The 22,769-nt window shown below is 50.0% G+C and carries 25 protein-coding genes and 1 tRNA gene; 8 read left to right on the top strand and 18 right to left on the bottom strand.

The features are described 5' to 3' along the window. Nucleotides 1-77: 77 nt before the first annotated feature. Entirely contained in the window at nucleotides 78-785 is a 708-nt protein-coding gene (locus tag KJA68_RS07275; RefSeq protein WP_213036281.1) for a UPF0149 family protein, read from the top strand. 380 nt (nucleotides 786-1,165) lie between these two features. Continuing rightward, complete coding sequence (locus KJA68_RS07270) at nucleotides 1,166-1,591, top strand: tyrosine-type recombinase/integrase (RefSeq protein WP_213036280.1); 426 nt, start codon at nucleotides 1,166-1,168, stop codon at nucleotides 1,589-1,591. Between the two features lie 366 nt (nucleotides 1,592-1,957). Here KJA68_RS07270 and KJA68_RS07265 read toward each other — a convergent pair whose 3' ends face one another. The 3 genes from KJA68_RS07265 to KJA68_RS11120 all read right to left on the bottom strand — a co-directional run bounded on the left by KJA68_RS07265 (nucleotide 1,958) and on the right by KJA68_RS11120 (nucleotide 3,981). Then, nucleotides 1,958-3,253: a type II toxin-antitoxin system HipA family toxin gene (locus KJA68_RS07265; RefSeq protein ID WP_213036279.1), complete on the bottom strand. Its 1,296-nt coding sequence runs from the start codon at nucleotides 3,251-3,253 to the stop codon at nucleotides 1,958-1,960. Further along, nucleotides 3,243-3,503, bottom strand: coding sequence for a helix-turn-helix transcriptional regulator (locus KJA68_RS07260; protein ID WP_213036278.1), 261 nt, complete (start codon nucleotides 3,501-3,503; stop codon nucleotides 3,243-3,245). Before KJA68_RS07260 ends, KJA68_RS07265 begins: the two co-directional genes overlap by 11 nt. 178 nt (nucleotides 3,504-3,681) lie before the next feature. After that, nucleotides 3,682-3,981, bottom strand: coding sequence for an HNH endonuclease family protein (locus KJA68_RS11120; protein WP_420887636.1), 300 nt, complete (start codon nucleotides 3,979-3,981; stop codon nucleotides 3,682-3,684). A 122-nt stretch (nucleotides 3,982-4,103) separates the two neighbouring features. Here KJA68_RS11120 and KJA68_RS07250 point away from each other — a divergent pair, with 122 nt between their 5' ends. After that, a complete protein-coding gene (locus KJA68_RS07250; RefSeq protein WP_213036277.1) occupies nucleotides 4,104-5,201 on the top strand; it encodes a recombinase family protein in 1,098 nt (365 codons plus the stop codon). 10 nt (nucleotides 5,202-5,211) lie between these two features. Next, complete coding sequence (locus KJA68_RS07245; RefSeq protein ID WP_213036276.1) at nucleotides 5,212-5,703, top strand: hypothetical protein; 492 nt, start codon at nucleotides 5,212-5,214, stop codon at nucleotides 5,701-5,703. A gap of 271 nt (nucleotides 5,704-5,974) precedes the next feature. Here KJA68_RS07245 and KJA68_RS07240 read toward each other — a convergent pair. The 8 genes from KJA68_RS07240 to KJA68_RS07205 form a co-directional block, all read right to left on the bottom strand. Then, nucleotides 5,975-6,050, bottom strand: a tRNA-Phe gene (locus KJA68_RS07240). A 174-nt stretch (nucleotides 6,051-6,224) separates the two neighbouring features. Further along, on the bottom strand, nucleotides 6,225-7,886 hold the full coding sequence (gene groL, locus KJA68_RS07235; protein ID WP_213036275.1) for a chaperonin GroEL: 1,662 nt from the start codon (nucleotides 7,884-7,886) through the stop codon (nucleotides 6,225-6,227). Between the two features lie 100 nt (nucleotides 7,887-7,986). After that, the gene (locus KJA68_RS07230) at nucleotides 7,987-8,277 is read right to left on the bottom strand and encodes a co-chaperone GroES (RefSeq protein ID WP_213036274.1); all 291 of its coding nucleotides are present in this window, start codon (nucleotides 8,275-8,277) and stop codon (nucleotides 7,987-7,989) included. Between the two features lie 146 nt (nucleotides 8,278-8,423). Further along, nucleotides 8,424-8,627 (bottom strand): hypothetical protein, encoded by a 204-nt coding sequence (locus KJA68_RS07225; protein ID WP_213036273.1) that lies wholly within the window; start codon nucleotides 8,625-8,627, stop codon nucleotides 8,424-8,426. 185 nt (nucleotides 8,628-8,812) lie between these two features. Continuing rightward, nucleotides 8,813-9,079, bottom strand: coding sequence for a BolA/IbaG family iron-sulfur metabolism protein (locus KJA68_RS07220; protein WP_213036272.1), 267 nt, complete (start codon nucleotides 9,077-9,079; stop codon nucleotides 8,813-8,815). A gap of 238 nt (nucleotides 9,080-9,317) precedes the next feature. After that, nucleotides 9,318-10,769, bottom strand: a complete 1,452-nt coding sequence (gene cysS, locus KJA68_RS07215) for a cysteine--tRNA ligase (RefSeq protein ID WP_213036271.1) — start codon at nucleotides 10,767-10,769, stop codon at nucleotides 9,318-9,320. A gap of 30 nt (nucleotides 10,770-10,799) precedes the next feature. Continuing rightward, a complete protein-coding gene (locus KJA68_RS07210; RefSeq protein ID WP_213036270.1) occupies nucleotides 10,800-11,240 on the bottom strand; it encodes a universal stress protein in 441 nt (146 codons plus the stop codon). After that, nucleotides 11,233-12,930, bottom strand: coding sequence for a glutamine--tRNA ligase/YqeY domain fusion protein (locus KJA68_RS07205; RefSeq protein WP_213036269.1), 1,698 nt, complete (start codon nucleotides 12,928-12,930; stop codon nucleotides 11,233-11,235). Before KJA68_RS07205 ends, KJA68_RS07210 begins: the two co-directional genes overlap by 8 nt. 349 nt (nucleotides 12,931-13,279) lie before the next feature. On the opposite strand from KJA68_RS07205, the gene KJA68_RS07200 reads away from it, so the two are divergent. The 4 genes from KJA68_RS07200 to KJA68_RS07185 all read left to right on the top strand — a co-directional run bounded on the left by KJA68_RS07200 (nucleotide 13,280) and on the right by KJA68_RS07185 (nucleotide 16,766). Further along, nucleotides 13,280-14,443 carry a nuclear transport factor 2 family protein gene (locus KJA68_RS07200; RefSeq protein WP_213036268.1) on the top strand — a complete coding sequence of 388 codons (1,164 nt, stop codon included), beginning with the start codon at nucleotides 13,280-13,282 and terminating at the stop codon, nucleotides 14,441-14,443. 240 nt (nucleotides 14,444-14,683) lie between these two features. Continuing rightward, nucleotides 14,684-15,214 carry a peptidylprolyl isomerase gene (locus tag KJA68_RS07195; RefSeq protein WP_213036340.1) on the top strand — a complete coding sequence of 177 codons (531 nt, stop codon included), beginning with the start codon at nucleotides 14,684-14,686 and terminating at the stop codon, nucleotides 15,212-15,214. Nucleotides 15,215-15,368: 154 nt separating this feature from the next. Then, entirely contained in the window at nucleotides 15,369-15,863 is a 495-nt protein-coding gene (locus KJA68_RS07190) for a peptidylprolyl isomerase (RefSeq protein WP_213036339.1), read from the top strand. Nucleotides 15,864-16,037: 174 nt separating this feature from the next. After that, on the top strand, nucleotides 16,038-16,766 hold the full coding sequence (locus tag KJA68_RS07185; protein WP_213036267.1) for a UDP-2,3-diacylglucosamine diphosphatase: 729 nt from the start codon (nucleotides 16,038-16,040) through the stop codon (nucleotides 16,764-16,766). Nucleotides 16,767-16,877: 111 nt separating this feature from the next. Here the strand turns inward: KJA68_RS07185 and KJA68_RS07180 are convergent, their stop codons facing one another. The 7 genes from KJA68_RS07180 to KJA68_RS07150 all read right to left on the bottom strand — a co-directional run bounded on the left by KJA68_RS07180 (nucleotide 16,878) and on the right by KJA68_RS07150 (nucleotide 22,518). Further along, nucleotides 16,878-17,381, bottom strand: coding sequence for a phosphatidylglycerophosphatase A family protein (locus KJA68_RS07180; RefSeq protein WP_213036266.1), 504 nt, complete (start codon nucleotides 17,379-17,381; stop codon nucleotides 16,878-16,880). Beyond that, nucleotides 17,365-18,321 (bottom strand): thiamine-phosphate kinase, encoded by a 957-nt coding sequence (gene thiL / locus KJA68_RS07175; RefSeq protein ID WP_213036265.1) that lies wholly within the window; start codon nucleotides 18,319-18,321, stop codon nucleotides 17,365-17,367. The genes KJA68_RS07180 and thiL overlap by 17 nt, the downstream gene beginning before the upstream one ends. An 86-nt stretch (nucleotides 18,322-18,407) precedes the next feature. Beyond that, entirely contained in the window at nucleotides 18,408-19,646 is a 1,239-nt protein-coding gene (locus tag KJA68_RS07170; protein ID WP_213036264.1) for an alpha/beta hydrolase, read from the bottom strand. A gap of 189 nt (nucleotides 19,647-19,835) precedes the next feature. After that, entirely contained in the window at nucleotides 19,836-20,288 is a 453-nt protein-coding gene (gene nusB / locus KJA68_RS07165; RefSeq protein WP_213036263.1) for a transcription antitermination factor NusB, read from the bottom strand. Beyond that, on the bottom strand, nucleotides 20,285-20,737 hold the full coding sequence (gene ribH, locus KJA68_RS07160) for a 6,7-dimethyl-8-ribityllumazine synthase (protein ID WP_213036338.1): 453 nt from the start codon (nucleotides 20,735-20,737) through the stop codon (nucleotides 20,285-20,287). The genes nusB and ribH overlap by 4 nt, the downstream gene beginning before the upstream one ends. 87 nt (nucleotides 20,738-20,824) lie before the next feature. Continuing rightward, entirely contained in the window at nucleotides 20,825-21,919 is a 1,095-nt protein-coding gene (ribBA, locus tag KJA68_RS07155) for a bifunctional 3,4-dihydroxy-2-butanone-4-phosphate synthase/GTP cyclohydrolase II (protein WP_213036262.1), read from the bottom strand. Between the two features lie 5 nt (nucleotides 21,920-21,924). Continuing rightward, entirely contained in the window at nucleotides 21,925-22,518 is a 594-nt protein-coding gene (locus KJA68_RS07150) for a riboflavin synthase (RefSeq protein WP_213036261.1), read from the bottom strand. Nucleotides 22,519-22,769: the final 251 nt, after the last annotated feature.

Below are 22,769 nucleotides of genomic sequence, written 5' to 3'. Positions count from 1 at the left end.
TGCCAACCATGCTCAACACTACCCGCTGGAACGTTTCCAGCACGTCATTACCGTCCGTCTGAAGTGAGTCCATCCTCATGAACCATCCATTTACACCTCTGAGTGAGGACGAAATTGATGAACTCGAATGGTTCCTGTTGCATGAAGTCGAATCCGACGAAGCCATGCTGCTCGACATGCTGGATGGTTACCTGCATGCCATCGCCATTGGCCCGGTAACTCTTCAGCCCAGGCAGTGGTTACCCAAGGTCTGGGGTCTGGATAGCTTCATGCCTCGCATGAAATCCATGGATCAGTTGAACCATACCCTGGGGCTGATCCTGCGCCAGTTCAATGGCATCATCAGCGGCCTGCAAGCCGACCCTCGCGAAATCTCCCCGATCTGGTGTACCCGTACCTATCGTGGCAAGGAGTACGATGATGCAGAAGGCTGGGCATATGGCTTCGTCGAAGGCATGAAGCTATGCTGGAATGACTGGAAACCGATGCTGGACACCCCGGAAGGGCAGGCCTGGTATCGCCCGATTGGTCTTTTGGGAGAGGACGATTTTGGGCCGGACCAGGATGAGTTGACAAAAACCCCGTTGCGTCGCGACAAGCTTGCACAGCAGATCCCCGAGGCGGTTGTGGCAATTTATGAATATTGGCTCCCGTTCCGGCAGGCGGTATATGAGCGTGAAACCGCCAAATCCATGCAACCCAAGGTGGGACGCAACGACCCATGCCCGTGCGGAAGCGGCAAGAAATTCAAGAAGTGCTGCGGGCTGGCCTCCAATCTTCATTGATGGGGGCTTGAGCTGGTCAAACCGCAGCTAAGTGACCAGAATCAAAATGATTTTTGACCCCCGCCTAATTCATGCGCACAATTCAAATTACTAAAAAACAATTGGTTAGAATTTACCCCGCTGTGCCGCAGAAATATCCTGTTCATTTCATGGAACAATTTCAGCTTGTGGGTAATTTCAGGTTATGGGTAATCTGGAAAATCTTGCTGGGTGCCAGTCCGGCCGTGTTGGCAAAAAATCCCCTGATCCTTTCGAATTCATGCAATTAGTTCCATGACCCGGAGAAAAATATTCATCAGGATGCTCCTAACCATTAACCCAGCGTCCTTTGGCCAAATTTCATATAGAATGTCACAGAGGTTTTGCTCCATGGAAGCCGCATGATTCCACGGCATGCAAAATCTGGATCGGGTTCCCTTTCCGTCCCTGAAACCTGCATTGGTTCAGTTCGGCATGGATCCAGGCAAGATTCCTTCTGCTTCCTGATCACGCGAATAGACGGACGCAAGGCTGACTTGCATCTGTGTGTTTACCCAGCCAGCAGAATCCCGGTTGCCTGGGTATTCCGGGCAGGGTTGATATTGCAGCAAAATCCCCCTGCCGGGTCATCGGCATCCTCGGTTCTGGAGATAGTCGAGACGGCAGGCCTGAACCCGAATGAAGCCATACGCCACACTGCCACCATCCACCTGGTTCAAGCTGGCGTCGACCTCATCAAAGTAACCAGAATTTCTGGCCACAAGACCTTGAGCATGGCCGAACACTACTACCCCACCAGAACGGTGAACCTATCAAGTTGGCAATAAGCAAACTGGACAATAGTATTACGAAAAAAATAGCGTAAATCTTTGACGCAATTACACAGGAATTACATAAATCAAAAAGGCTTACAAGATTCCAACCTTGTAAACCTTTGTTTATTTAGTGGTGTAGAGGAGTAATCAATCGAACCATTCTTTCACTGATCAGAGCATTGTAGCAAAAGTCGTAACTGTCATGGTTGTGGCAGCAGTTGCGAACCATTACGAACTGAATCCAAAAACCAGCCGGATTGTAGACCTGCAAGCAGGTTTACTGGTTATACTGGTCGCCGAAAAGTGGCATCAAACTCACCTTCTTTCCGGGAGCAGTTCAATTCGAATCCGAGATTGAACCCGCGTCCGTCTGACGGTTCAGACAGAAGATCCTGCGTACGCGTTATTTTCGGAGGCGGGGTCGGTGAGCCGCCGAATCGTCAGGGCGCATCTCTGTTCAATCAAGACATTAATTTGCTCAACCACGGCATTGTCAACAAAAGCATATCCGGGGTCAGATTGGAGCTTGCGCGCATTAGCTGGCAATGACTTTGCCAACTCCAGAATGCGCCGTTTGGCCTGTGCCTTGGCAAGACCAACGCCTTCTGCAAACTGATCCCAGTGCCGCGCCTGGACTTCGCTGAACTTATACTTTGTACCGATCTTCATCGCCATCTTCGGCGTTAATGTCGGATACACCGCTGTCGAGAGCGTGTCATAAAGCGGCGCCAGAACGAGAGCTTTCCCTGAGTACAACAGTGAGAAATTCTTTGCGTGTGCATCATGATTGCCGATCAGCGCATTAAAGATCACGCAGTCGAACAAACGCAAGACCTGCGGAGCGCTAGGGCGCGTAGCCCGACGCACCAGATCGAAGCATTGGGTCAGATCAGGCCCGCCTTCATTTTGGTATTTCATTTCAGGCACCACACCCAGTGCCTGGCAGAAATCTTCTTGATGAAGGCGCTGCCGGTGTCCTTGAGCATCGATCAGTCTGTCATAGCGTTCAACCAGCAAAAAGGAACGGCCCGAAACCACGTGCACCTTTGTCTTTGCTGGTTTCAATTGCATGATATCAGCCAGTGCCATGCAAAATCCTTCGTTCATCACACTGTCCTGAACGGCATGGATAGCGGGCTTAAGGATGTGGGAGCTGGGCGTACCATTGAAGGGCAGCCCTATGCGGTCACCATCAAAAACCACCGGTAGTTTCTCCTGAGCGCCAGCCAGTGAAAGCCGCAAGCCGTCTTTGCCCGCCAACATGGGGCGCCGTGGCAGTTCATCCAGGATGGCAACGACTTCCTCGTCGCTCAGCCATTGAACATCATCGTTGCGGGTAGGCACGGGCAAAACCTGCCCGGGTTTAAGAAACGTCACAGCGCCGGCGCATTCGCCGCCGATGTGATCCAGCAGGGCAAAGTCGTTCTGGCCAGAAACCTGGAATTGCAGCGCAATCAGCCGACGCATCTGTCCCTCTGGCAGCAGACCGGCAAAGAAGGGCCGTGCTTTGCGATCATCGAACGGCTCCGCTTGTAGGGGCAGCGAAGTGGACAAAGCAACAGCGCCTGGTTGCGACAGCCAATCAGGCGCATAGCAAAAATTCAGTCGTCCATCGACCAACGCCAAGGTACCGACACGATCGGCAAAAAGCCAGACTTCCAGCTCATGCGCCATGAACGGAGTCCTCACTTCGATCGTCGGTTGCAATAGATGGCAATCCTCTCAACTGGATCTCCCCACCTAATGCATCAATGACCCGCAGCACGTTTTCCAGTCGTAAAGTGGGTTTGCCTGCCTCAAGGTCAACGATGAAACGCACACCAACTCCTGCCGCCAGAGCCAACTGGGGCTGTGTCAGGCCAAGCTGCTTCCGGGCGGCACGCAGAGCATCGCCAAGTTGCTGAGATGATCGTATTGATATCATGGTTTACTTCATTTCCCGTTCGGGAAATTATCAACCACAACTGACCAATATGCAAGTGATATTTCCCGATCGGGAATTTTACGTGCTCTTAGGCTGTGGAGTGACTATGTTTTTCCTGATCTGGAAATTAAAGATGAGGCTCGGAGCGTGGTTGTTCAGGCAATTGAAGGACTCCCCGCTAAGATTTATGCCAAGTGGACGGATTCCAAGTCTTGAGGGCGAACTCTACCAAATGCTTATGCCTTGCCTGGATTGATTTGAGATTCCAGACCAGAGTGTCTCGATTTTCCAAGAACCTGGTCAGTTCTTTCTGACTCAAATAAATAAAACTGGAAAGACTATCAAGCTTGTCGGAGAAATCCTTATTCCCTTTGGCTGCATTGGGGGAAATGCTATCGATCACCAAGTTACCCAATCGGTTCAAAGCAACCTCGTGGAATGGTTTTACCTGATCCCCATCATTCCATTGTACCTGAATTTCAGATACCAGAAACTAAGTGGCCATACCTGGCGAGATCGCGATCTTGCAAAGATAGACGTGTCAAAACTGTCGTCCACGTCTTCAGCCTACTCGGCGCGATTCAACCAGCTCAAGGCCCGGTGGATTCGAAGCGTCAGACTGGTCGGATGGTGGATCTGTTCGATGCGCATAGCGTCACCTTTGTATCGGTCACCCAGCAATTCAATACGACCACCAGCATGGGGAGGCTGACGCTCAACATTCTGCTGTCGTTTGCGCAGTTTGAACGTGAGGTCACCGGCGAGCGGATTCGTGACAAAATCGCCGCCAGCAAGGCCAAGGGAATGTGGATGGGCGGCACCCCACCGTTGGGGTATGACGTCCAGGATCGCAAACTGGTGATCAATCAAACCGAAGCCAATCTGGTACGCGACATTTTTGTGAGATACGCCGAGCATGGGTCAGCGGCCCTGCTGGTCCGGCAATTACAGATCGAGGGGCATACTACCAAATCCTGGGTAACCCAGGCCGGGAAGCTTCATGCCGGGCGCATCATGGATCAGCAATACCTGTTCACCCTGTTGCGCAACCGGCTATACCTGGGCGAAATGGTACACAAGGGAAATGTCTATCCAGGGCAGCACGACCCCATTATCTGCCAGTCACTTTGGGATGATGTGCATGCGATTATCGAAAAACGGAAACAGGGGCCGCGGGTGCGCCATACCGACAATCCCGCGCTGTTGTCAGGCTTGCTCTATACCGCCGATGGCGAACGCATGTTGCCAACCTTCACGCAAAAAAAGAGCGGAAAACGTTATCGATATTATGTCCCCTACCTCGACAAACGCAGAGGAGCCGGAACATCTGCAAGTACGATGGGGACAATGCCTGCCGCCGAAATCGAGGCAGCCGTGCTGGCACGAGTGCACCAAACCTTGCAATCACCCGAGATGATCATTGCCACATGGCAAGCTACATCCTCCATGCGAGACGGGGCTAACCTGGATGAACCCGTTGTTGTGCTGGCCATGAATCAGATCAGCCAAGTATGGGAACACTTGTTTCCAGTCGAGCAACATCGGATTTTACGTCTGTTGGTTGAGCGTATCCAGCTTCATTCCGATGGGTTGGAAATTTTATGGAGATACGATGGCTGGCACAGTTTCAGCCAGGAACTGGCAGAGCATCCCTTCGTAGCGGAACAACGCAATACCGAAGCAGCACTGGAATCATGAGGAGCAGCCAATGAAAAACGACAAAAGGCGTGAGCGCGTCATTCCCGGCGGCATCGAGATCAAGGAGTCTGGTACATCCCGCCAATATGAAGTCAATGGCCAGGCGGCCACCTTTGTGCCTTTGAGCATCAAGCGGCGTCATGTCAGCAAGATGCTCGTACCGCCCGTCGGAAGTGAGGTAACTACGTTCAAGCCATCACTGGATTTGCCGCTGATCCGGACGCTCGGCAAGGCATTTTACTGGCAGGCGCTACTCGATTCGGGCGAGGTGACCAATGCCAGCGATCTGGCAAAGCAGCTTAAACTTGAACCGGGCTGGGTATCCGAGGTGCTACGCATGACGCTGCTTGCCCCGGATATCGTGCAGGCAGTGCTGGAGGGCAGGCAACCTCGGAATCTCAACCTGCAAACGATGCGTGGGCGAGACAGTGACATACCACTGGTATGGGAAGATCAACGCAGGATGTTTGGGTTTTCCCTCCACCATCGGTTCGGCAAATGATCTGCTGCACCAGCCTATCCGTCAAACCATGCTGCGCAACACACGCACAACCTATTGATAATATTATAATTCCGCTTGTGCCAAATCTGAACAGTTCTCCACATTTATTCAAGAACAGAGAGCAGAAAGGAATCGAACAGGGAAGAAAAATGGCAAAACTAACCGCAAAATAGTACCAAGAGAGCACAGGCAGAATTGCGTTAAACCGCACGGTTTATAAAGAAATCGCAGAAATGAAAAAGCCAACCGAGAACGGTTGGCTTTCAAATACTGGTGGCTCGGGACGGAATCGAACCATCGACACGAGGATCTTCAATCCACTGCTCTACCAACTGAGCTACCGAGCCTGTGCTAAGTTGCCATTATAACGGCAAACAGAAAATTAAGAAACATGGAAATGATCACCACCCGGGTGATTGCCATGTTCCCGCTGTAAAACAGCCCCGCTGCATTTTTATGCCGCCCAAAAACAAACCCTGCGCATGGCAGGGTTTGTCCGATCCAGGAAAAATCCAGATGGATTACATCATGCCGCCCATGCCACCCATACCGCCCATGCCTCCCATACCGCCGCCAGCACCGCCCATTTCAGGGGCAGGCTTGTCTTCCGGATGTTCGGCAACCATGCAACCGGTTGTCAGCATCAAACCGGCAATAGAAGCCGCATTTTGCATGGCAACACGGGTAACCTTGGTCGGGTCAACCACGCCCATTGCCAGCATGTCGCCGTATTGGCCACTGGCTGCGTTATAGCCATAGTTGCCTTTCCCTTCCAGCACTTTGTTGACCACGACTGAAGGCTCGTCACCGGCGTTATCAACAATGGTACGCAGTGGCGATTCCATCGCACGCAACACAATGGTAATACCCGCGTTCTGGTCGTCATTGTCACCCTTCAGCCCGGACACAACTGCCTTGGCGCGCAGCAGCGCAACGCCACCACCAGGGACAATCCCTTCTTCCACTGCGGCACGGGTAGCATGCAAGGCATCTTCCACACGTGCTTTTTTCTCTTTCATTTCGACTTCGGTTGCAGCACCGACCTTGATGACCGCAACGCCGCCTGCCAGCTTGGCCTTGCGCTCCACCAGTTTTTCCTTGTCGTAATCACTGGTTGCTTCTTCGAATTGCTTGGAAATCTGATTGATACGACCCTGAATCGCATCTTCATTTCCTGCGCCATCAATAATAATGGTGTTTTCCTTGTTGACTTCAATGCGCTTGGCTTGTCCCAGATCTGCCAGGGTAGCCTTTTCAAGTGTCAGACCCACTTCTTCGGCAATCACCGTTCCACCGGTCAGGATGGCGATATCTTCCAGCATCGCCTGACGTCTGGTGCCAAAGCCAGGAGCCTTGACCGCGACTGTTTTCAGGATTCCGCGAATGTTGTTTACCACCAGGGTGGCCAGCGCTTCGCCATCTACATCTTCTGCAATCACTACCAGCGGACGGCCAGCCTTGGCAACTTGTTCCAGCAGTGGCAGTAACTCGCGAATGTTGGAGATTTTTTTGTCATGCAGCAGGATGAAGGGGTTCTCCATGGCTACAACCTGCTTATCCTGATCATTGATGAAGTACGGCGACAGGTAACCGCGGTCGAACTGCATCCCTTCGACCAGATCCAGTTCGTTTTCAAGGGATTTTCCATCTTCAACGGTAATTACGCCCTCTTTTCCTACCTTGTCCATCGCATCTGCAATGATTTTTCCGATGCTGGTATCGGAATTGGCTGAGATTGAACCAACCTGAGCAATTTCAGTTGAGGTAGCGCATGGTTTCGACAGCTTCTTCAGTTCATCGGCAACCGCATGAACTGCCTTGTCAATGCCGCGCTTCAGGTCCATCGGGTTCATGCCGGCAGCAACAAACTTCATGCCTTCCTGAACGATGGATTGTGCCAGAACAGTTGCAGTAGTGGTTCCATCACCGGCCACATCGGATGTCTTGGAAGCCACTTCCTTGACCATTTGCGCACCCATGTTTTCGAACTTGTCTTTCAGTTCGATTTCCTTGGCTACGGACACGCCGTCCTTGGTAATGGTGGGAGCACCATAGGAACGGTCCAGAACTACATTGCGGCCTTTAGGACCGAGGGTCACCTTGACTGCATTCGCCAGAATATTCACGCCTGCAACCATTTTGCTGCGCGCACTATCATGAAATTTCACGTCTTTTGCTGCCATATCTTTTCTCCTGAAATGTAACTATTCGGTTTCTTCACCTTGGTATTAACCAAAGCTTTTCTCTTCCTGCCCTGTGGCAGGGTCAACCAGATATATAAAATTAATTTTCGATGACGCCAATGATCTGTTCTTCGTGCATCGTAATATATTCCTGTCCATCAATCTTGAAAGACTGGGAAGCATGCTTGCCGAACAAAACCTTGTCTCCGACTTTTACAGTCATTGGAATCAGTTTCCCATCATCACTGTATTTGCCGGGGCCTACCGCAACCACTGCGCCTTGATCCGGTTTTTCGGTCGCGGCATCAGGAATGACGATACCGGACGGAGTCTTGCGCTCCTCTTCGCTGCGCTTGATAACAACACGATCATGCAAAGGACGGACCAACATGTTTTATTCTCCTTGAACAAATAATTGATAAAATAACGACATCCTAATTATTAGCACTCATATCAGCTATTAGCACTCGATGCCCTTGAGTGCTAATAATAAGGGCGCGGGAATTAAATTTCAAGAGCCCATTAAAAATATATTTTTCAATTGAAGACGGGTACGGAGAACGGAGTAGCCTGCCCTTTACCTTCACAATACATCCCGGATACGGGAGAGCACCATCCGAATGGATCCGACGCAGCCAGATTCAGAGCAGAATTTTTTACGCCGGTACAACTGGCGCGGTACAACAGGAACACCCCTGCGGGGACGTCTGGCTTGAAAATATATTCCGGGGAATCATTCATCTACCCCCAGTCATCCCGGGGCAATCCTATTCCCAAGTTAACTTTCCCTGAACGATAAAAAATGGCACTGCATCCAGAGACTGCAGTGCCATATTGAAGGGTATCGCCGGGAATTATGATGCACGGATAAACAGCTGGTATTTTCCCTAAATCGTTCTTTAAGAAAACCCGTGCATTTTTATTTTTTACGCCCCCGATGGCGTTCTGGTTTTTAAACTGTCAATAGCGTGAACCGGGGCCATATCTCCCGCCATCAGGTGGGAAATGGCACCGTACACCATCCGCTGGCTCTCCAGCATATTCTTTCCCGCAAATGCGGGGGAAGTCACATCAATGCTGAAATGCCCTCCACCACCGCTCACCTCGGCCTGCGAATCCGGGATTTTTGCTTCGACTGCCTGTTTCAGTGCATCAATAATGGATCCTTTAAAATCGGTTGGATGACAAGACATGGTTTTCTCCTTAATAAAATTTGCTGCCGAATGTTGTAATACCTGAATTACAGGATTTTTCAGATTTTTCCTGAATCGCGATAATCCGGGCTATTTTGAATGAACATGGGTTAGATGACTACTGCACTCGTCAGATCAACTCCTGGGAAAGGTGATCTACCTGAGCAGGCAACTTCTGCTTTCGCAAGCACATCCCACGATCCAACCCCGGAAAATCCGCTTGCTTCCTGACCTATTGTTATGCGCGCCGCCAGGTGGTTGTGGTCGCACCGTCTTCCAGAATAATGCCCGCCTTTGACAAATCATTGCGAATACGGTCGGACTCGGCAAAATTCCTGGCTTTTTTAGCCGCAGCTCGTTCTGCAATTAAATCCTGGACACTCTTGGTCATTCCCGGAGGAATGAATGGATGCTCGCCTGCGAAACTGCCCTGGTCTGAAGAACCTGCAGCTTCGTGCATGGAAAGATCACGATGCCTGCCCTGCAGATAGGCTTCAGGGTCTCTCTGGAGCAGACCGAGCGTCATGCCCAGTGATTTCAATATACTGGCAGCTTCTGTCGAATGACTGCGATTCACCTCGTTTGCCAGATCAAACAGGACCGCCATCGCTTCCGGGGTATTGAAATCGTCATCCATTGCATCCTTGAAGCGCCGGGAATAAGGCTCGCTCCAGTCAGGTGACCTGATTTCGACAGGCACGGTCATTTTCGCCAATGCAGTATACAGGCGATTCAATGCCTGCCGTGCATCGTTCAAATGTGCATCAGAATAATTCAACTGACTGCGATACTGTGCCCGCAAGATAAAAAAACGCACCACTTCGGCGTCATATTTGTCCAGCACCTCACGAATCGTAAAAAAATTGCCAAGACTTTTGGACATTTTTTCATTATCTACGCGCACAAACCCGTTATGCATCCAGACATTTACACTTTTGCACCGGTTCGCACCCTCGCTTTGCGCAATCTCGTTTTCATGATGCGGAAACTGCAGATCGGCTCCGCCGCCATGAATGTCGAAATGCTTGCCCAGGGTATCCATGCTCATCGCAGAACATTCAATATGCCACCCGGGCCGTCCCTTCCCCCATGGCGAATCCCATTTCACTTCTTCCGGCTCCTCCTCCCTGGCATGTTTCCAAAGTACGAAATCCAGAGGGTCCATCTTGCCATCATTCACTTCCACGCGCTCGCCTGCGCGCAGATCCTCCAGTGACTTGCCCGATAGTTTCCCGTATCCGATGAATTTCCGGACTGCATAGTTCATATCCCCATCCGCAGCCTGATAGGCTAATCCATTCTCCTCCAGCCTGGTGATCATATTCTGCATTTGTGGGATGTATTGAGTAGCCCGAGGCTCCCGATCCGGCGCCAGAACACCCAGCGCACGCTCATCCTCATGCATTGCATCTATGAAGCGCTGTGTGAGGGAATAAACAGACTCGCCATTCTCTGCCGCCCTTTTGATGATTTTGTCATCAATGTCGGTTATGTTACGCACATAGGTCACGTCCAACCCGGTCGCCTTCAGCCAGCGGTATACCATGTCGAACACCACCATCACCCGTGCATGGCCAAGATGGCAATAATCATAAACCGTCATGCCGCATACATACATTCGAACCTTCCCCGGTTCGATGGGAACAAAATCCTGCTTGTCGCGAGTCAGCGTATTGTAAATTTTAAGCATCAGAAACCTCTAGAGTATTTCTCCAACGATCTACCTGCGCACCAGTAAGACTGGTATGGTCGCCGTACGGATTACCCCTTCCGCCACGCTTCCTATCAGCAAATGCATGACCCCTTTACGGCCATGCGTACCCACGACCAGCAAATCGGCACGCCATTTCTCCGCCTCTTCCGAGATCACGCTACCGATGCGGCCACCATAGGACTCGACAAGTTTCGTTTCCACAGCTGCTCCCCGCTCTGCAAGCTGTTTCCGGTGTCTTTCCAGTAAATCTTTCCCTGCATCTGCCACGGCTTTCATGCTGTCCTGCATCAGAAGCAGGCCTGCCGGTTCCCACATTACCGGCATTTCTTCGCACACATGCAGCAGCAACACCACGGAATCCATTTCCTGGGCGAGTGTGCCTGCCTCAGACAAAGCATGATCCGAAGTCTCGCTTCCATCCACTGCCACTGCAATTCTTTTATACACCGCGATTTTCCGCCTGGCTTCGGTCTCTTGTCCACGAATCCTTAAGGGTCACTGTACGGTTGAACCTGAGCTTTCCCCCGGGCTGGTGATCATGCCGGTCAGCGCAGAAATAGCCGAGACGTTCGAACTGGTAATGAGTTTCTGGCGCAGCATCCTTCACGGCAGCCTCTACCCAGCCATGCATCACGGCCAGAGAGGCCGGGTTGATGAATTCACAAAAATCGTGCGCCTTATCGGCATCCGGCTCCGGCACGGTGAAGAGACGATCATATAAACGGATCTCCGCAGGAAGTGCATGATCCGCAGCCAGCCAATGAATCACGCCCTTTACCTTTCGGCCCGCCGGATTTTTTCCCAGCGTATCCGAATCAATCGTACAACGAAGTTCAATGATATTGCCTGCATCATCTTTTATTACCTCGTTACAGCGCATTACATAACTGTAACGCAGGCGGACTTCACCTCCGGGGGTCAGGCGCTGCCAGCCTGCAGGCGGATTTTCGGAAAAATCATCCGCCTCAACCCAGATTTCTTTGCCGAACGGCACCAGGCGGCTTCCCAATTCCGGATGTTCCGGGTGAAACCCGGCCTCGCGCGACTGGCTCCCGCCTTCCACATAATTGGTGATGACAGCCTTCAGCGGTTTGATCACAGCCATCACGCGTGGCGCACACGCTTCCAGATCCTCACGGATGCAGGCTTCCAGCACCGCCATGTCCACCATATTTTCGCTCTTCGAAATCCCGATTCTGCGGGTAAATTCACGAATACCTGACGGTGTATAACCACGCCTGCGCATGCCAATAATGGTTGGCATGCGCGGATCATCCCAGCCTGAAACATGCTTTTCATTCACCAGCTGCAGCAACTTGCGCTTGCTGGTCACGGTATAGCTCAATTCCAGACGCGAAAACTCGATCTGGCGGGGATGGGCGGACATATCCAGCCGGTCGAGAAACCAGTCATACAGGGGGCGGTGATCCTCAAATTCCAATGTGCACAGCGAGTGCGTAATCCCTTCAAGAGCATCGGAAATACAGTGTGTATAATCATACATCGGGTAAATGCACCAGGCATCGCCCGTGCGGATGTGGTGAGCGCGCCGAATACGATAAATCGTCGGATCACGCAGGTTGATATTGCCTGAGGCCATATCGATCTTGGCACGCAACACCCTTGCACCGTCAGGAAACTCACCTGCGCGCATACGCCGGAACCAATCGAGGTTTTCTTCTACGGAACGATCCCGGTACGGACTGGGTTTCCCGGGTTGAGTAAGTGTGCCGCGGTATTCACGTATTTCCTCGGCAGTCAGATCGTCCACATAGGCCTTTCCCTGCCGGATCAATTCAACCGCAAAATCATATAGCTTCTCAAAATAGTCCGAAGCCCAGCGCACCTTTCCCTGCCATTGGAAGCCCAGCCATTGCACGTCTTCCTGGATAGCACGTGCATATTCCTCACTTTCCTTTTCCGGGTTGGTATCATCAAAACGCAGATTGCAGCACCCCTGATAATCCAGGGCCAACCCGAAATTCAGACAAATCGATTTGGCATGCCCAATATGCAGATATCCATTCGGTTCTGGTGGGAAACGTGTGATAATTTCAGTATGCTTTTTATTGGCCAGGTCATCCTCGATAATATTACGGATGAAATGGGAGACCGGTACGGGTTTGTTGCTGCTCATGATTCAGAAGTTCTTCCAAGGCGAGATGGACAATTTTACCTGAAAATCCACTGACTCGAACAATCAGCTCAGAATTCCCTTGCCAGCTTGCACGTTAAGCTGTAAAAATGGTCAGGATTGATAAAATAAAACAGGTCATCTGTTTGTAACATTTTGTAACATGTGGAATAACGGATTGCATCACAGGGGTTTCAAGTCGATGGTCATTCGGATTGACGAGTAGATACGCCTTGCCAAGGCATTGGTTTAATTATTTTCAATGCGCTTTAGATCTTTTAGATTTAGATATAGTCAGCTTGAACAGCACGCCCCCATCCTGCCACCAAATATTTCAACCAACACTAATTAAATGAACAAGTTCAACCGTCTTTTACTATGCGGAGCCATGCTATCCCTATGCTTCAGCAACAGCATAGGCGCAAATGAAATCCAGGATATCAATAAGTTATTCAAGCAAAACCAGCACACACAGGCTCTAAAGAGGGTGGATGCCTATCTCGCCAGCAAACCCAAGGATGCGCAGGCACGATTCCTGAAGGGGTTGATTCTTACTGCACAGCACAAAAACAATGAGGCCACAGGGATATTCCTGTCACTAACCGAAGATTACCCGGAACTGCCCGAGCCGTATAACAACCTCGCCGTTCTATATGCAGGGCAGGGACAATATGAGAAAGCCAGGGCCGCCCTGGAAGTGGCGATCCGCAACCACCCAAATTATGCCACTGCCCAGGAAAATCTGGGGGACATTTACGCCAAAATGGCAAGTCATTCTTATGAACGTGCGGCACAACTGGACCGGAACAATACATCTGCCCAGACCAAGCTTGCACTAGTCAACGACCTGTTCCCAAAGAACAAGCCGGTTCCCCCGGTAATCAGCGCGTCCAAACCACAGGCTACTGCTCCCATAGCGTCGTCTGTTCCCGCCAAGACCCCCCTTACGGTTTCCGAACCTTCATCCCCGGCCAGAGTGCAGCCTTCAACAACAGGGGCCGTTCCTTCTCTGCCGGCTAAGGTTGCTGAGGTTACACCCAAACCTCCCTCCCCCGCCAAGCCGCAGGTTAACGCTTCAGCCACCCTTCCTGTACACTCGAAAGTAGTCTCTTTCGTTCCTGAGCCCGGCGAACCCGCCAGGAATGCAAACAACAGGGAACCCGTTGCCAACCGTGCAGACGCGAATGTGCTAAAAATCTTGCACGACTGGGTAGATGTGTGGTCATCACAGGACGTTGAAAAGTACCTGGCTTTCTATTCTGCAGATTTCAAGACTCCGAATGGCGAGAATCGCAATGACTGGGAAAACTCAAGCAGGGTACGCATCAGCATGCCTAAATATATCGAGATTCATATCGACAACGAAAAAGTCACCTTCCCGGATGAAAATCATGCTGCCGTAACCTTTCACCAGTCTTATCGGTCCGACTATATAAATTCTTCTTTCGACAAATTCATGCTTCTGGTAAAACAAAATGGTAAATGGCTCATCCAGGAAGAGCGTGCCGCCAAGTAATCTGGCTTGCTCTCCATCAACCACAACTGCAGTCACGTATCCATTCTGGCTTTGGGCTGACAGCCTGACTGCAGGCAGGCAAATGGCACTCAATCAGGGGCAGAATACAAAATAACAGCATGGAACCCTCGTCGTCCCATCACTGCTTTGATAACCTTACTATATGCAATGCTGTGCAACGCCAGCTGAAGCTTTTCTCAACCCTGAAAAACCATGGAGTATTGAATGGACAATTTTCCCATAGTTAAACTGCACACCAATTATGGAATTATCACTCTTGAACTGAATGCTGAAAAAGCTCCAATTACCGTTAAAAATTTTCTCGAGTACGTAAACAGTGGCTTTTACTACAAGACCATTTTCCATCGCGTAATTGAAGGTTTTGTCATCCAGGGAGGCGGTTATAATTATTCCCAGGGCATCGTTTCATTTAACACTCTCACCAAAATGATCCCGAAATCCACCAACCCGCCAATCAAAAATGAGGCAGCAAACGGGCTGAAAAACGATAAATATACTATTGCCATGGCACGGAAATCTGCCCCTCATTCCGCCACCTCCCAATTTTTCATCAACCTGAAGGATAATCACACCCTGAATTTCACATCACCAGATAAAGAGAATTTTGGCTACTGCGTCTTTGGAAAGGTAGTGGCAGGCACTGAAGTGGTGGATGCAATCAGCAAGGTGCAGACCAAAAGCCGCTATGGACTGGATAACGTACCCACTGAAGAAGTCGTGCTCAAGAAGGCAGAACAGGTGCTCAACTGAATTGGAACAAAATCGCTTACTTAAATTTCATTTATGAGGATTCGACAAAATGAAGGAAATATTTTCCACCCTGCTGCTTGGCTGCCTGTTATTGTGCTCAGCTCAGGCTGCCCAGATTTCTCAACAACATTCCACACAAAAAGGAAAAACTAACATGGTCAAACTGCAAACCAACCACGGCAATATCACCCTTGAACTGGATGAGGAAAGAGCCCCTGCCACTGTCAAGAATTTTCTCGACTATGTGAACAATGGTTTTTATAACAACACGGTATTCCATCGTGTTATCGACAACTTTATGATCCAGGGCGGAGGCTTCGAGCCAGGCATGCGAGAAAAACCCACCAAGGCGCCAATTCGAAATGAAGCCGCGAATGGTTTAACGAATGACAAATATACGGTCGCAATGGCGCGCACATCTGATCCGCATTCAGCCACGGCGCAGTTCTTCATTAACGTAAAGGACAATAGTTTCCTCAACTATAGCGCTCCCAACAGACACGATTATGGTTATTGTGTTTTCGGGAAAGTGGTTTCAGGTACTGAAGTAGTGGATGCCATACGCAAAGTCAAAACTGGTAATAAGACTGGTCATCAGGATGTCCCTCTGGAAGATGTCATTATTATGAAGGCCGAAGTCGTACAATAAATATGGCACGACGTTTCAGCAAGTGTATTCAATTTTCCTAGTAAAGCTGTCATAGTCAGGACAGCGCGATTTCTTTGCGCCTCTGCTGGGTAATCAGGGGCGCAGGAAAACATGCACGGCATCGAGCCGCCTGACCCTCCGATTTTCTTGTTTCATCCAAAATCAGTATATTATATGGCTCATAGTCTATTTATTTCCGATCTCCATCTATGCGTGGAGCAAACACAAAGCACAAAAGAATTTCTGCAGTTTATTCAACAGACAGCACCCAAGGCCGAGACACTCTACATCCTCGGCGATCTGTTCGAGTACTGGGCCGGGGATGATGATATCAACAACCCCTTGCATTGCCAGATTGCCGATGCCTTACATGGGCTTTCCAGCAACGGCACTGACATACATATCATGCATGGCAACCGCGATCTGCTTATCGGCCAGAAATTCGCCCAGGCCTGTGGTGCAAAACTATTGAACGACCCTGTGCTGATTAACCTGTACCATACGCCAACACTGCTCACCCACGGCGACATCCTGTGCACAGACGACATCGATTACCAGAATATGCGCAAAAAAATCCATGATCCCGTGTTTCAGCAGCATTTTCTTTCTCAGCCGCTGGCTCAGCGTAAGGAACACATTGCACAACTGCGTGAGCGCAGCAAGAATGCGCAAAAGCACAAAAGCGAAGAAATCATGGATACGAATTTAGAAGCGGTGATGGACTTGCTCCGTAGCCATCACTATCCGCGCCTGATCCATGGGCACACTCATCGGCCCAAGCGTCACCTGCATACGGTGGACGGACACGAGTGTGAACGTTGGGTGCTGGGAGACTGGCAAACTGCAGGCAATTTCTTGCGCTGCGATGAAGCGGGGTGCAGCTGGCAAACGATCACCTTTTAACAGGAAACCCGGTTATCAGGCTGTTAGATCAACCCTTTCCGTTTTCCGGAAAACATGCCGCGCAGACTTCCTGCCATAAGACGAATATTCCTTGGTTAACACTGGTGCCTTTCACGACAGAACATACCTCACCAGCGCCAGACTCAGCAAGGTATAGCCCGCAGCCAAAATATCGTCGAACATGACACCAAAGCCACCATGCCATGTCCGGTCAAAATAGCGGATCGGCGGAGGCTTGGTTATATCAAAAAAACGGAACAGAAAAAAAGCCAGCAGGTACCAGAAAAATCCTTCAGGGGTAAATAACAGCACCAGCAGAAAGGCTACAATTTCATCCCAGACCATCCCTCCATGATCTGCCACACCCAGGGCTTTCCCGGTTTTCCCGCATGCCCAAACCCCCAATATGAACGAACCTATCAAAACGAATATAAACGCCCCATCCGTCAATCGCTCGGAAAAATACAAATAAAATGGAAACGCCACTAATGTTCCTGCCGTTCCTGGCGCAACCGGAAACAGGCCACTGCCGAAACCAAAGGAAAAAAAATGTGCGGGATGGCTGAGAACAAAACGCCACGTGGGTTTTTTGCAGGAATCAACGGAAATGGTCATAGCCTGATACTCCAACATCAACTGTGCTGCCATCCTTGGCGTGTACCTCGCATCTATTTCCCTGCGTAATAGTACCTATGCACGTGATCCGCAAACCAAGAGTGACCGCAACTTTCTCGACTGCGGAGCGGAAAATTGCAGGAGCAGTAAAACAAAGTTCATAATCGTCCCCTCCGGCCAGAACGCAACGCCTGCCTAATGGTTGATCAAGAAAAGGCTGAAGCACACTGGAGACTGGAAGTGCGGAAAATGCAATCTCTGCTCCCACACCTGAGCTTTTCAATATATGGCCAATATCCGCCAGCAGGCCATCTGAAATATCTATGGCACTGTTTGCAATGCCGCGCAGTGCCAATCCAAGAGCGACCCGGGGAGCGGGCTGATGCAATGCAAGCGAGCAAGTCTCAAAATTCTGCCTAGGCAGATTGATATGCCCTTGCATATGTGCCAACGCAATCGCAGCATCCCCCAATACGCCAGAAACCCAGATATCATCGCCAACTTGTGCGCCTGAACGGCGCAGCGCCTGTCCTTCCGGCACTTCTCCCATGATCGTGATACACAAATTGAGCGGCCCGCGAGTAGTGTCACCACCAATCAGATTAATCTGATGCTCATCAGCCAGATGAAACAGACCCGCGCTGAATTTTTCCAGCCAGTCATCATCCACTGCGGGCAATGACAATGCCAGAGTAGCCCAGCGCGGCTGCGCGCCCATTGCAGCCATATCGGACAGATTGACTGCCAAGGCCTTGTGGCCAAGAAAAAAAGAGGGCGTATCTGGAAAGAAATGGGTTCCACTTACCAGCATGTCAGTCGACACAGCCAACTCCATGCCATCATTTACCCGCAAAAGTGCAGCATCGTCCCCCACACCCAGCACCGTGTCAGGAACCGGGCGGGTGAAAAAACGTTCGATCAGCTTGAACTCGGAGGCCATTGAGTAATTCTAACGTAAATCGGCTCCCGGACTCTCTGGTGATATTGCTGCACACTTTTACCAGAACCTAACCTGCAGAAACACCTTCAGGGCAAGGCATCGATAAATTTCTTCATGGATGTTTTAAGCTGCGGAAAATTCGGGTTCGCCATCAAGCGACGCAAGTTGCCTGCCTTGAGGTTGGCATCGGTTAGCTCACCCCAATATGCCTGTTCCGGGTTGCTGATACAATCGTTGTATTTTTGGGGTTGATCTGATAAATAATGCAGGCAGTTTACATATTCCCCCATGATTCCGTAATGCGGATCCTCCAAGGGAAGGGTAATCGCCGTATGGGCTGCACTGAGTATTCTCCATTCCGGAAAAACGCTGTTTACCCGCTCCAGTTTTTCTGCTGATCTACCCGGCGCAACCTGATTAACGTTGGTAGTGTAAAGTACCAGTCTGTTGGCCGGATTAGGCGCTTTTTCCATGAAATTGAGCGTAGCCGAGGTAGAAACAGTAATATCCTGCTCGCTTGCCGCAGCAAATACTGGAATTTTCATCGGGTGACCATCCAGTTTATCCTGCAGCTCCTGGGTCAGCGCATATATCTGTGCTGCCGCATTCATAGGAAAAGATTCATATTTATAAATGTCCTTATCCGGCTTGATATCAATCCATTTTTCTCTGGGAATCAGCCAGCTATATATTTTGTGGAGATTGGCCAGGGCAGCCTTGGGACTGACATTCAACGCCGGGGAAAAAAGGAACAGGCCACGTACCCGACTGTCTATCAATGACTGATAAATACTCAGCGCACCACCTGTAGAGTACCCTCCCAGAAAAATTTCTTCTACTTCCGCTGAAAGTTTATTGGTGCCATAAGCTTCCATCTCAGCCCAGTCCTGCCATGTGACATCCAGCAGATCCCCCGGTTGTGTGCCATGCCCCGGCAAAAGAATCGCCATCACTCGGAAACAGTTTTCTTGAAAAAACGATGCCAGGGAATGCATCGAATAAGGGGAATCGGTCAATCCATGGGTGAGCAGTATTCCTCGCCGATAAGGCTTATTCTGTCCTTTTGGACAGCTTTCTGCTGGCTTCAATTCAAACGGGGAATTGCCATTGATTGCCCGTTCCATGTCAACCGCACCATTCCCAGAACGCACTTTTGCAAGCGTTGCGCGGGTTTGTGCAATATATTCGGGAAACGCCAGGTTGCCATTGCTCATCTTTGTGCTGAAGCCGGAATCCTGATGCCTGGCCTCTAGTGGAGAGGCTGTCACGCATGTCTGCACGAATAACAACAATATAGACAGAACGATATTTTTATATTGACTCATCCCCCCCGTTAATATATCCATACTTTTTATTTAGTTTATTTTAAACCATTCTGATCTGGCCTGATCCACCCCGCTACAGCCGCACGGCTTACTCTGATCCTCAACGGACTTTATCTACTGGTCTTGCAGTATAATGAATCGAACGGAAATTGAAATGGATATCCACTCCACTTCCCGCATATTCCTCTTTCACTGAACCTCATCGGTACGAATTTCTGCAGCAGCCTTATCCAGTACTCCGTTAACAAATTTATACCCATCAGTACCGCCAAAAGTTTTGGCAAGTTCTACAGCTTCATTGATCACCACCCGATAGGGAATCTCTAAATGATGAAGCAGTTCATATACTCCTATCATCAGCACGGAAAATTCAATGGGACTGAGTTCGTCCAGAGAGCGATCAAGGTGCTTAGCAACTATCGCTTCCAGTACGGAATGCTGAATCAGCACCCCTTGAAGCAGCTTGCTGAAAAATGCCTTGTCGTAACGACCGGTATTTTTTTCGGCACATATCTGCTTTTCAATCTGATCTCTTTCATTGCCAGTCAGCTTCCACTGATAGATCCCCTGCAAAGTCAGTTCACGCGAACGATGGCGCGGGCTTTTGGATAGCGCCTTCGGCTTAACTGCTACGTCATTCATGCCAGTTCCCTCAGCAGATTCACCATCTCAATCGCCACAAGCGCAGCTTCCACGCCTTTTGTATTCATGCGTTCCTCTGCCTGCACTTCTGTATCTGTTGTAAGAATGGCATTAGCAATGGGCAAGCCATTTCGCAACTGCACTTCTCCAACCCCGCGCGCAGATTCATTCGCTACAATTTCAAAGTGGTATGTATCACCACGAATCACCGCACCCATAGCGATCAATGCATCAAATTTTCCGCTGCTTGCCATGAGTTGCAGCCCTAACGGGATTTCCAGTGCACCCGGGACACATGCCAGCGTAATGTCTGCATCATTTACACCTTGCTGAACAAGCTGCGTGCGGCAGGCAGCAAGCAAGCCCTCACAAACGACCAAATTAAAGCGACTTTGCACAATGCCAATGCGCATTCCTGTTCCATTCAAATTTTTTTCAATTTCTTTCATCATTTATCCTGATTGTATGCACAAACTCTATTTGCAATGAATTGCTTGACAATCTCCTGGTGCAGGACAATAGATGCCGTCCAGAATTTATTCATGTTGAACATATCCTACAATTTCCAGGCCAAATCCCGTCATGCTTGGTAATTTGCGTGGAGTGGCATATAACCGCATTTTCCCAACATTTAGATCCCGCAATATCTGCGCACCAATACCGTAGCTGCGCATATCCCACTTTGGCATCTGGTGCTCCTCATGCATGACTGAAGCGCGCTTCAAAAGGTCGCGCGAGGTTTCGTTACGATGCAGCAATACCAACACACCTGAAGATGAAAGACTGATTTTCAGCATTGCATCATGCACGCTGATGGAATTGCCGGAGCTCGCCTGCTCCAGGAAATCCAGAACTGACAATGGCTCATGAACACGCACCAATGCCTCTGTATCTGACCGGATTTCACCTCTAACCAGTGCCAGATGGGTTTGTTGCGTGGTTTTATCCACATAGCTAACCAGATCGAAAACACCATAAGCAGTTTGTACTGGGCGTCTTGCCACACGCTCAACCAGTTTTTCATGCTGGCTGCGATGCTCTATTAGTTCAGCGATGGTCCCTATTTTCAAGCCATGCTGCTTCGCAAATGGAATAAGGTCGGGCAAGCGAGCCATCTCGCCATCATCTTTCAGTATTTCACAGATAACCGCGGCAGGAGTAAGCCCGGCGAGCTGCGCCAGATCGCAGCCAGCTTCTGTATGACCAGCGCGTACCAAAACCCCGCCTTTCTGTGCCATCAGCGGGAAAATATGCCCAGGCTGAACGATATCTTCAGGCTTAGCGTGTTGGTCCACGCAAACCTGCACCGTTCTTGCCCGATCCGTGGCAGAAATCCCTGTCGTCACACCACTTGCCGCTTCAATGGAAAGCGTGAAATTGGTACCCAGAGGAGAACCGTTATCTCGCACCATTAAAGGCAAGTTCAACTGCTTACAATGCGCCTCTGTTAATGTCAGGCAAATTAATCCACGGCCATGCTTGGCCATAAAATTGATTTTCTCTGGGGTAACAAATTCAGCTGCAAATAACAGGTCCCCCTCATTTTCACGGTCTTCCTCATCCACGAGGATCACCATGCGTCCGGCACGTATTTCGGCAATTATTTCTTCTATCGGAGCGATATCTGTCATTGTTATCAACTCCGTGCCTGCAAAAGGCGCTCAACATAACGCGCAATCAGATCAGTTTCTATATTGACTCGAGCCCCGACATGCAATTCCTTCAGAGTAGTCGCCTCTAGCGTATGCGGGATCAAATTCATGCTGCACACGTTTCCTTCAACATTATTTACCGTCAGACTCACGCCATTGATTGCAATGGAACCCTTTACAACCATATATTTTGCCAATGACCGCGGAACAGCAATTCTTAATTTCCAGCTTTCCTCAAGATTTGTGAATTCAGCCACATCACCCACTCCATCAACATGACCGCTCACCAGATGCCCCCCCAACCGGTCATTGACGCAGAGAGCCTTTTCCAGATTAACACAACTCCCTTCTGCATCCAGTCCAACTGTGCAGTTTAATGTTTCGCGCGACACATGGGCGCAGAAATACCTGTCTTCCACGCATACGGCTGTCAGGCACACACCATTTACCGCAATACTATCACCGGCCTTCACATCCTCCATGCAGAGCCCTTGAGTGGATATGCGAAGGTCCAGTCCTCCATCACGATTCTCCACATGTTCAATGATACCCACGCCTGCAACAATGCCACTAAACATGTCGTACCCCAACCATCTTGTATTTATGCATTTCAGTGTTTGACAACTATTTGCTCCATTTTTTTCCTAACCAATGAATTGGATTAAAAATCCAGGGCCATCCATCTCCCATGTTCATTATTGCTTCGGCCTCATGAAGTCTCAACCGGCGGCATATTTGACCCTGGGATCCTGAAAGAAGCTCATCACCCGCTCGGGTGATTTCTCTAACATGGCCATGTGCTCGTTGGCCGCATCGCGCAGCTTGGCCT

Origin of the sequence: Candidatus Nitrotoga fabula (assembly GCF_905221025.1) — a bacterium.
In the GTDB taxonomy this organism is placed as follows: domain Bacteria; phylum Pseudomonadota; class Gammaproteobacteria; order Burkholderiales; family Gallionellaceae; genus Nitrotoga; species Nitrotoga fabula.
The sequence above is the reverse complement of the archived record's forward strand: the minus strand, read 5'-3'. Positions and strand labels throughout refer to the sequence as shown.

Bases quoted from the DNA above. Each gene is read 5' to 3' on its own strand.
- ribBA (WP_213036262.1), bottom strand. From the start codon at position 21,919: ATGACAGATATCGCTCCGATAGAAGAAATAATTGCCGAAATACGTGCC.
- KJA68_RS07265 (WP_213036279.1), bottom strand. From the start codon at position 3,253: ATGGCGCATGAGCTGGAAGTCTGGCTTTTTGCCGATCGTGTCGGTACC.
- nusB (WP_213036263.1), bottom strand. From the start codon at position 20,288: ATGAATGACGTAGCAGTTAAGCCGAAGGCGCTATCCAAAAGCCCGCGC.
- thiL (WP_213036265.1), bottom strand. From the start codon at position 18,321: ATGGCCTCCGAGTTCAAGCTGATCGAACGTTTTTTCACCCGCCCGGTT.
- KJA68_RS07170 (WP_213036264.1), bottom strand. From the start codon at position 19,646: ATGAGTCAATATAAAAATATCGTTCTGTCTATATTGTTGTTATTCGTG.
- KJA68_RS07270 (WP_213036280.1), top strand. From the start codon at position 1,166: ATGATTCCACGGCATGCAAAATCTGGATCGGGTTCCCTTTCCGTCCCT.
- KJA68_RS07260 (WP_213036278.1), bottom strand. From the start codon at position 3,503: ATGATATCAATACGATCATCTCAGCAACTTGGCGATGCTCTGCGTGCC.
- ribH (WP_213036338.1), bottom strand. From the start codon at position 20,737: ATGAAAGAAATTGAAAAAAATTTGAATGGAACAGGAATGCGCATTGGC.
- KJA68_RS07150 (WP_213036261.1), bottom strand. From the start codon at position 22,518: ATGTTTAGTGGCATTGTTGCAGGCGTGGGTATCATTGAACATGTGGAG.
- groL (WP_213036275.1), bottom strand. From the start codon at position 7,886: ATGGCAGCAAAAGACGTGAAATTTCATGATAGTGCGCGCAGCAAAATG.
- KJA68_RS07180 (WP_213036266.1), bottom strand. From the start codon at position 17,381: ATGACCATTTCCGTTGATTCCTGCAAAAAACCCACGTGGCGTTTTGTT.
- KJA68_RS07220 (WP_213036272.1), bottom strand. From the start codon at position 9,079: ATGTCTTGTCATCCAACCGATTTTAAAGGATCCATTATTGATGCACTG.
- cysS (WP_213036271.1), bottom strand. From the start codon at position 10,769: ATGCTTAAAATTTACAATACGCTGACTCGCGACAAGCAGGATTTTGTT.
- KJA68_RS07225 (WP_213036273.1), bottom strand. From the start codon at position 8,627: ATGAATGATTCCCCGGAATATATTTTCAAGCCAGACGTCCCCGCAGGG.
- KJA68_RS07205 (WP_213036269.1), bottom strand. From the start codon at position 12,930: ATGAGCAGCAACAAACCCGTACCGGTCTCCCATTTCATCCGTAATATT.
- KJA68_RS07275 (WP_213036281.1), top strand. From the start codon at position 78: ATGAACCATCCATTTACACCTCTGAGTGAGGACGAAATTGATGAACTC.
- KJA68_RS07185 (WP_213036267.1), top strand. From the start codon at position 16,038: ATGGCTCATAGTCTATTTATTTCCGATCTCCATCTATGCGTGGAGCAA.
- KJA68_RS07230 (WP_213036274.1), bottom strand. From the start codon at position 8,277: ATGTTGGTCCGTCCTTTGCATGATCGTGTTGTTATCAAGCGCAGCGAA.
- KJA68_RS07200 (WP_213036268.1), top strand. From the start codon at position 13,280: ATGAACAAGTTCAACCGTCTTTTACTATGCGGAGCCATGCTATCCCTA.
- KJA68_RS07190 (WP_213036339.1), top strand. From the start codon at position 15,369: ATGGTCAAACTGCAAACCAACCACGGCAATATCACCCTTGAACTGGAT.
- KJA68_RS07245 (WP_213036276.1), top strand. From the start codon at position 5,212: ATGAAAAACGACAAAAGGCGTGAGCGCGTCATTCCCGGCGGCATCGAG.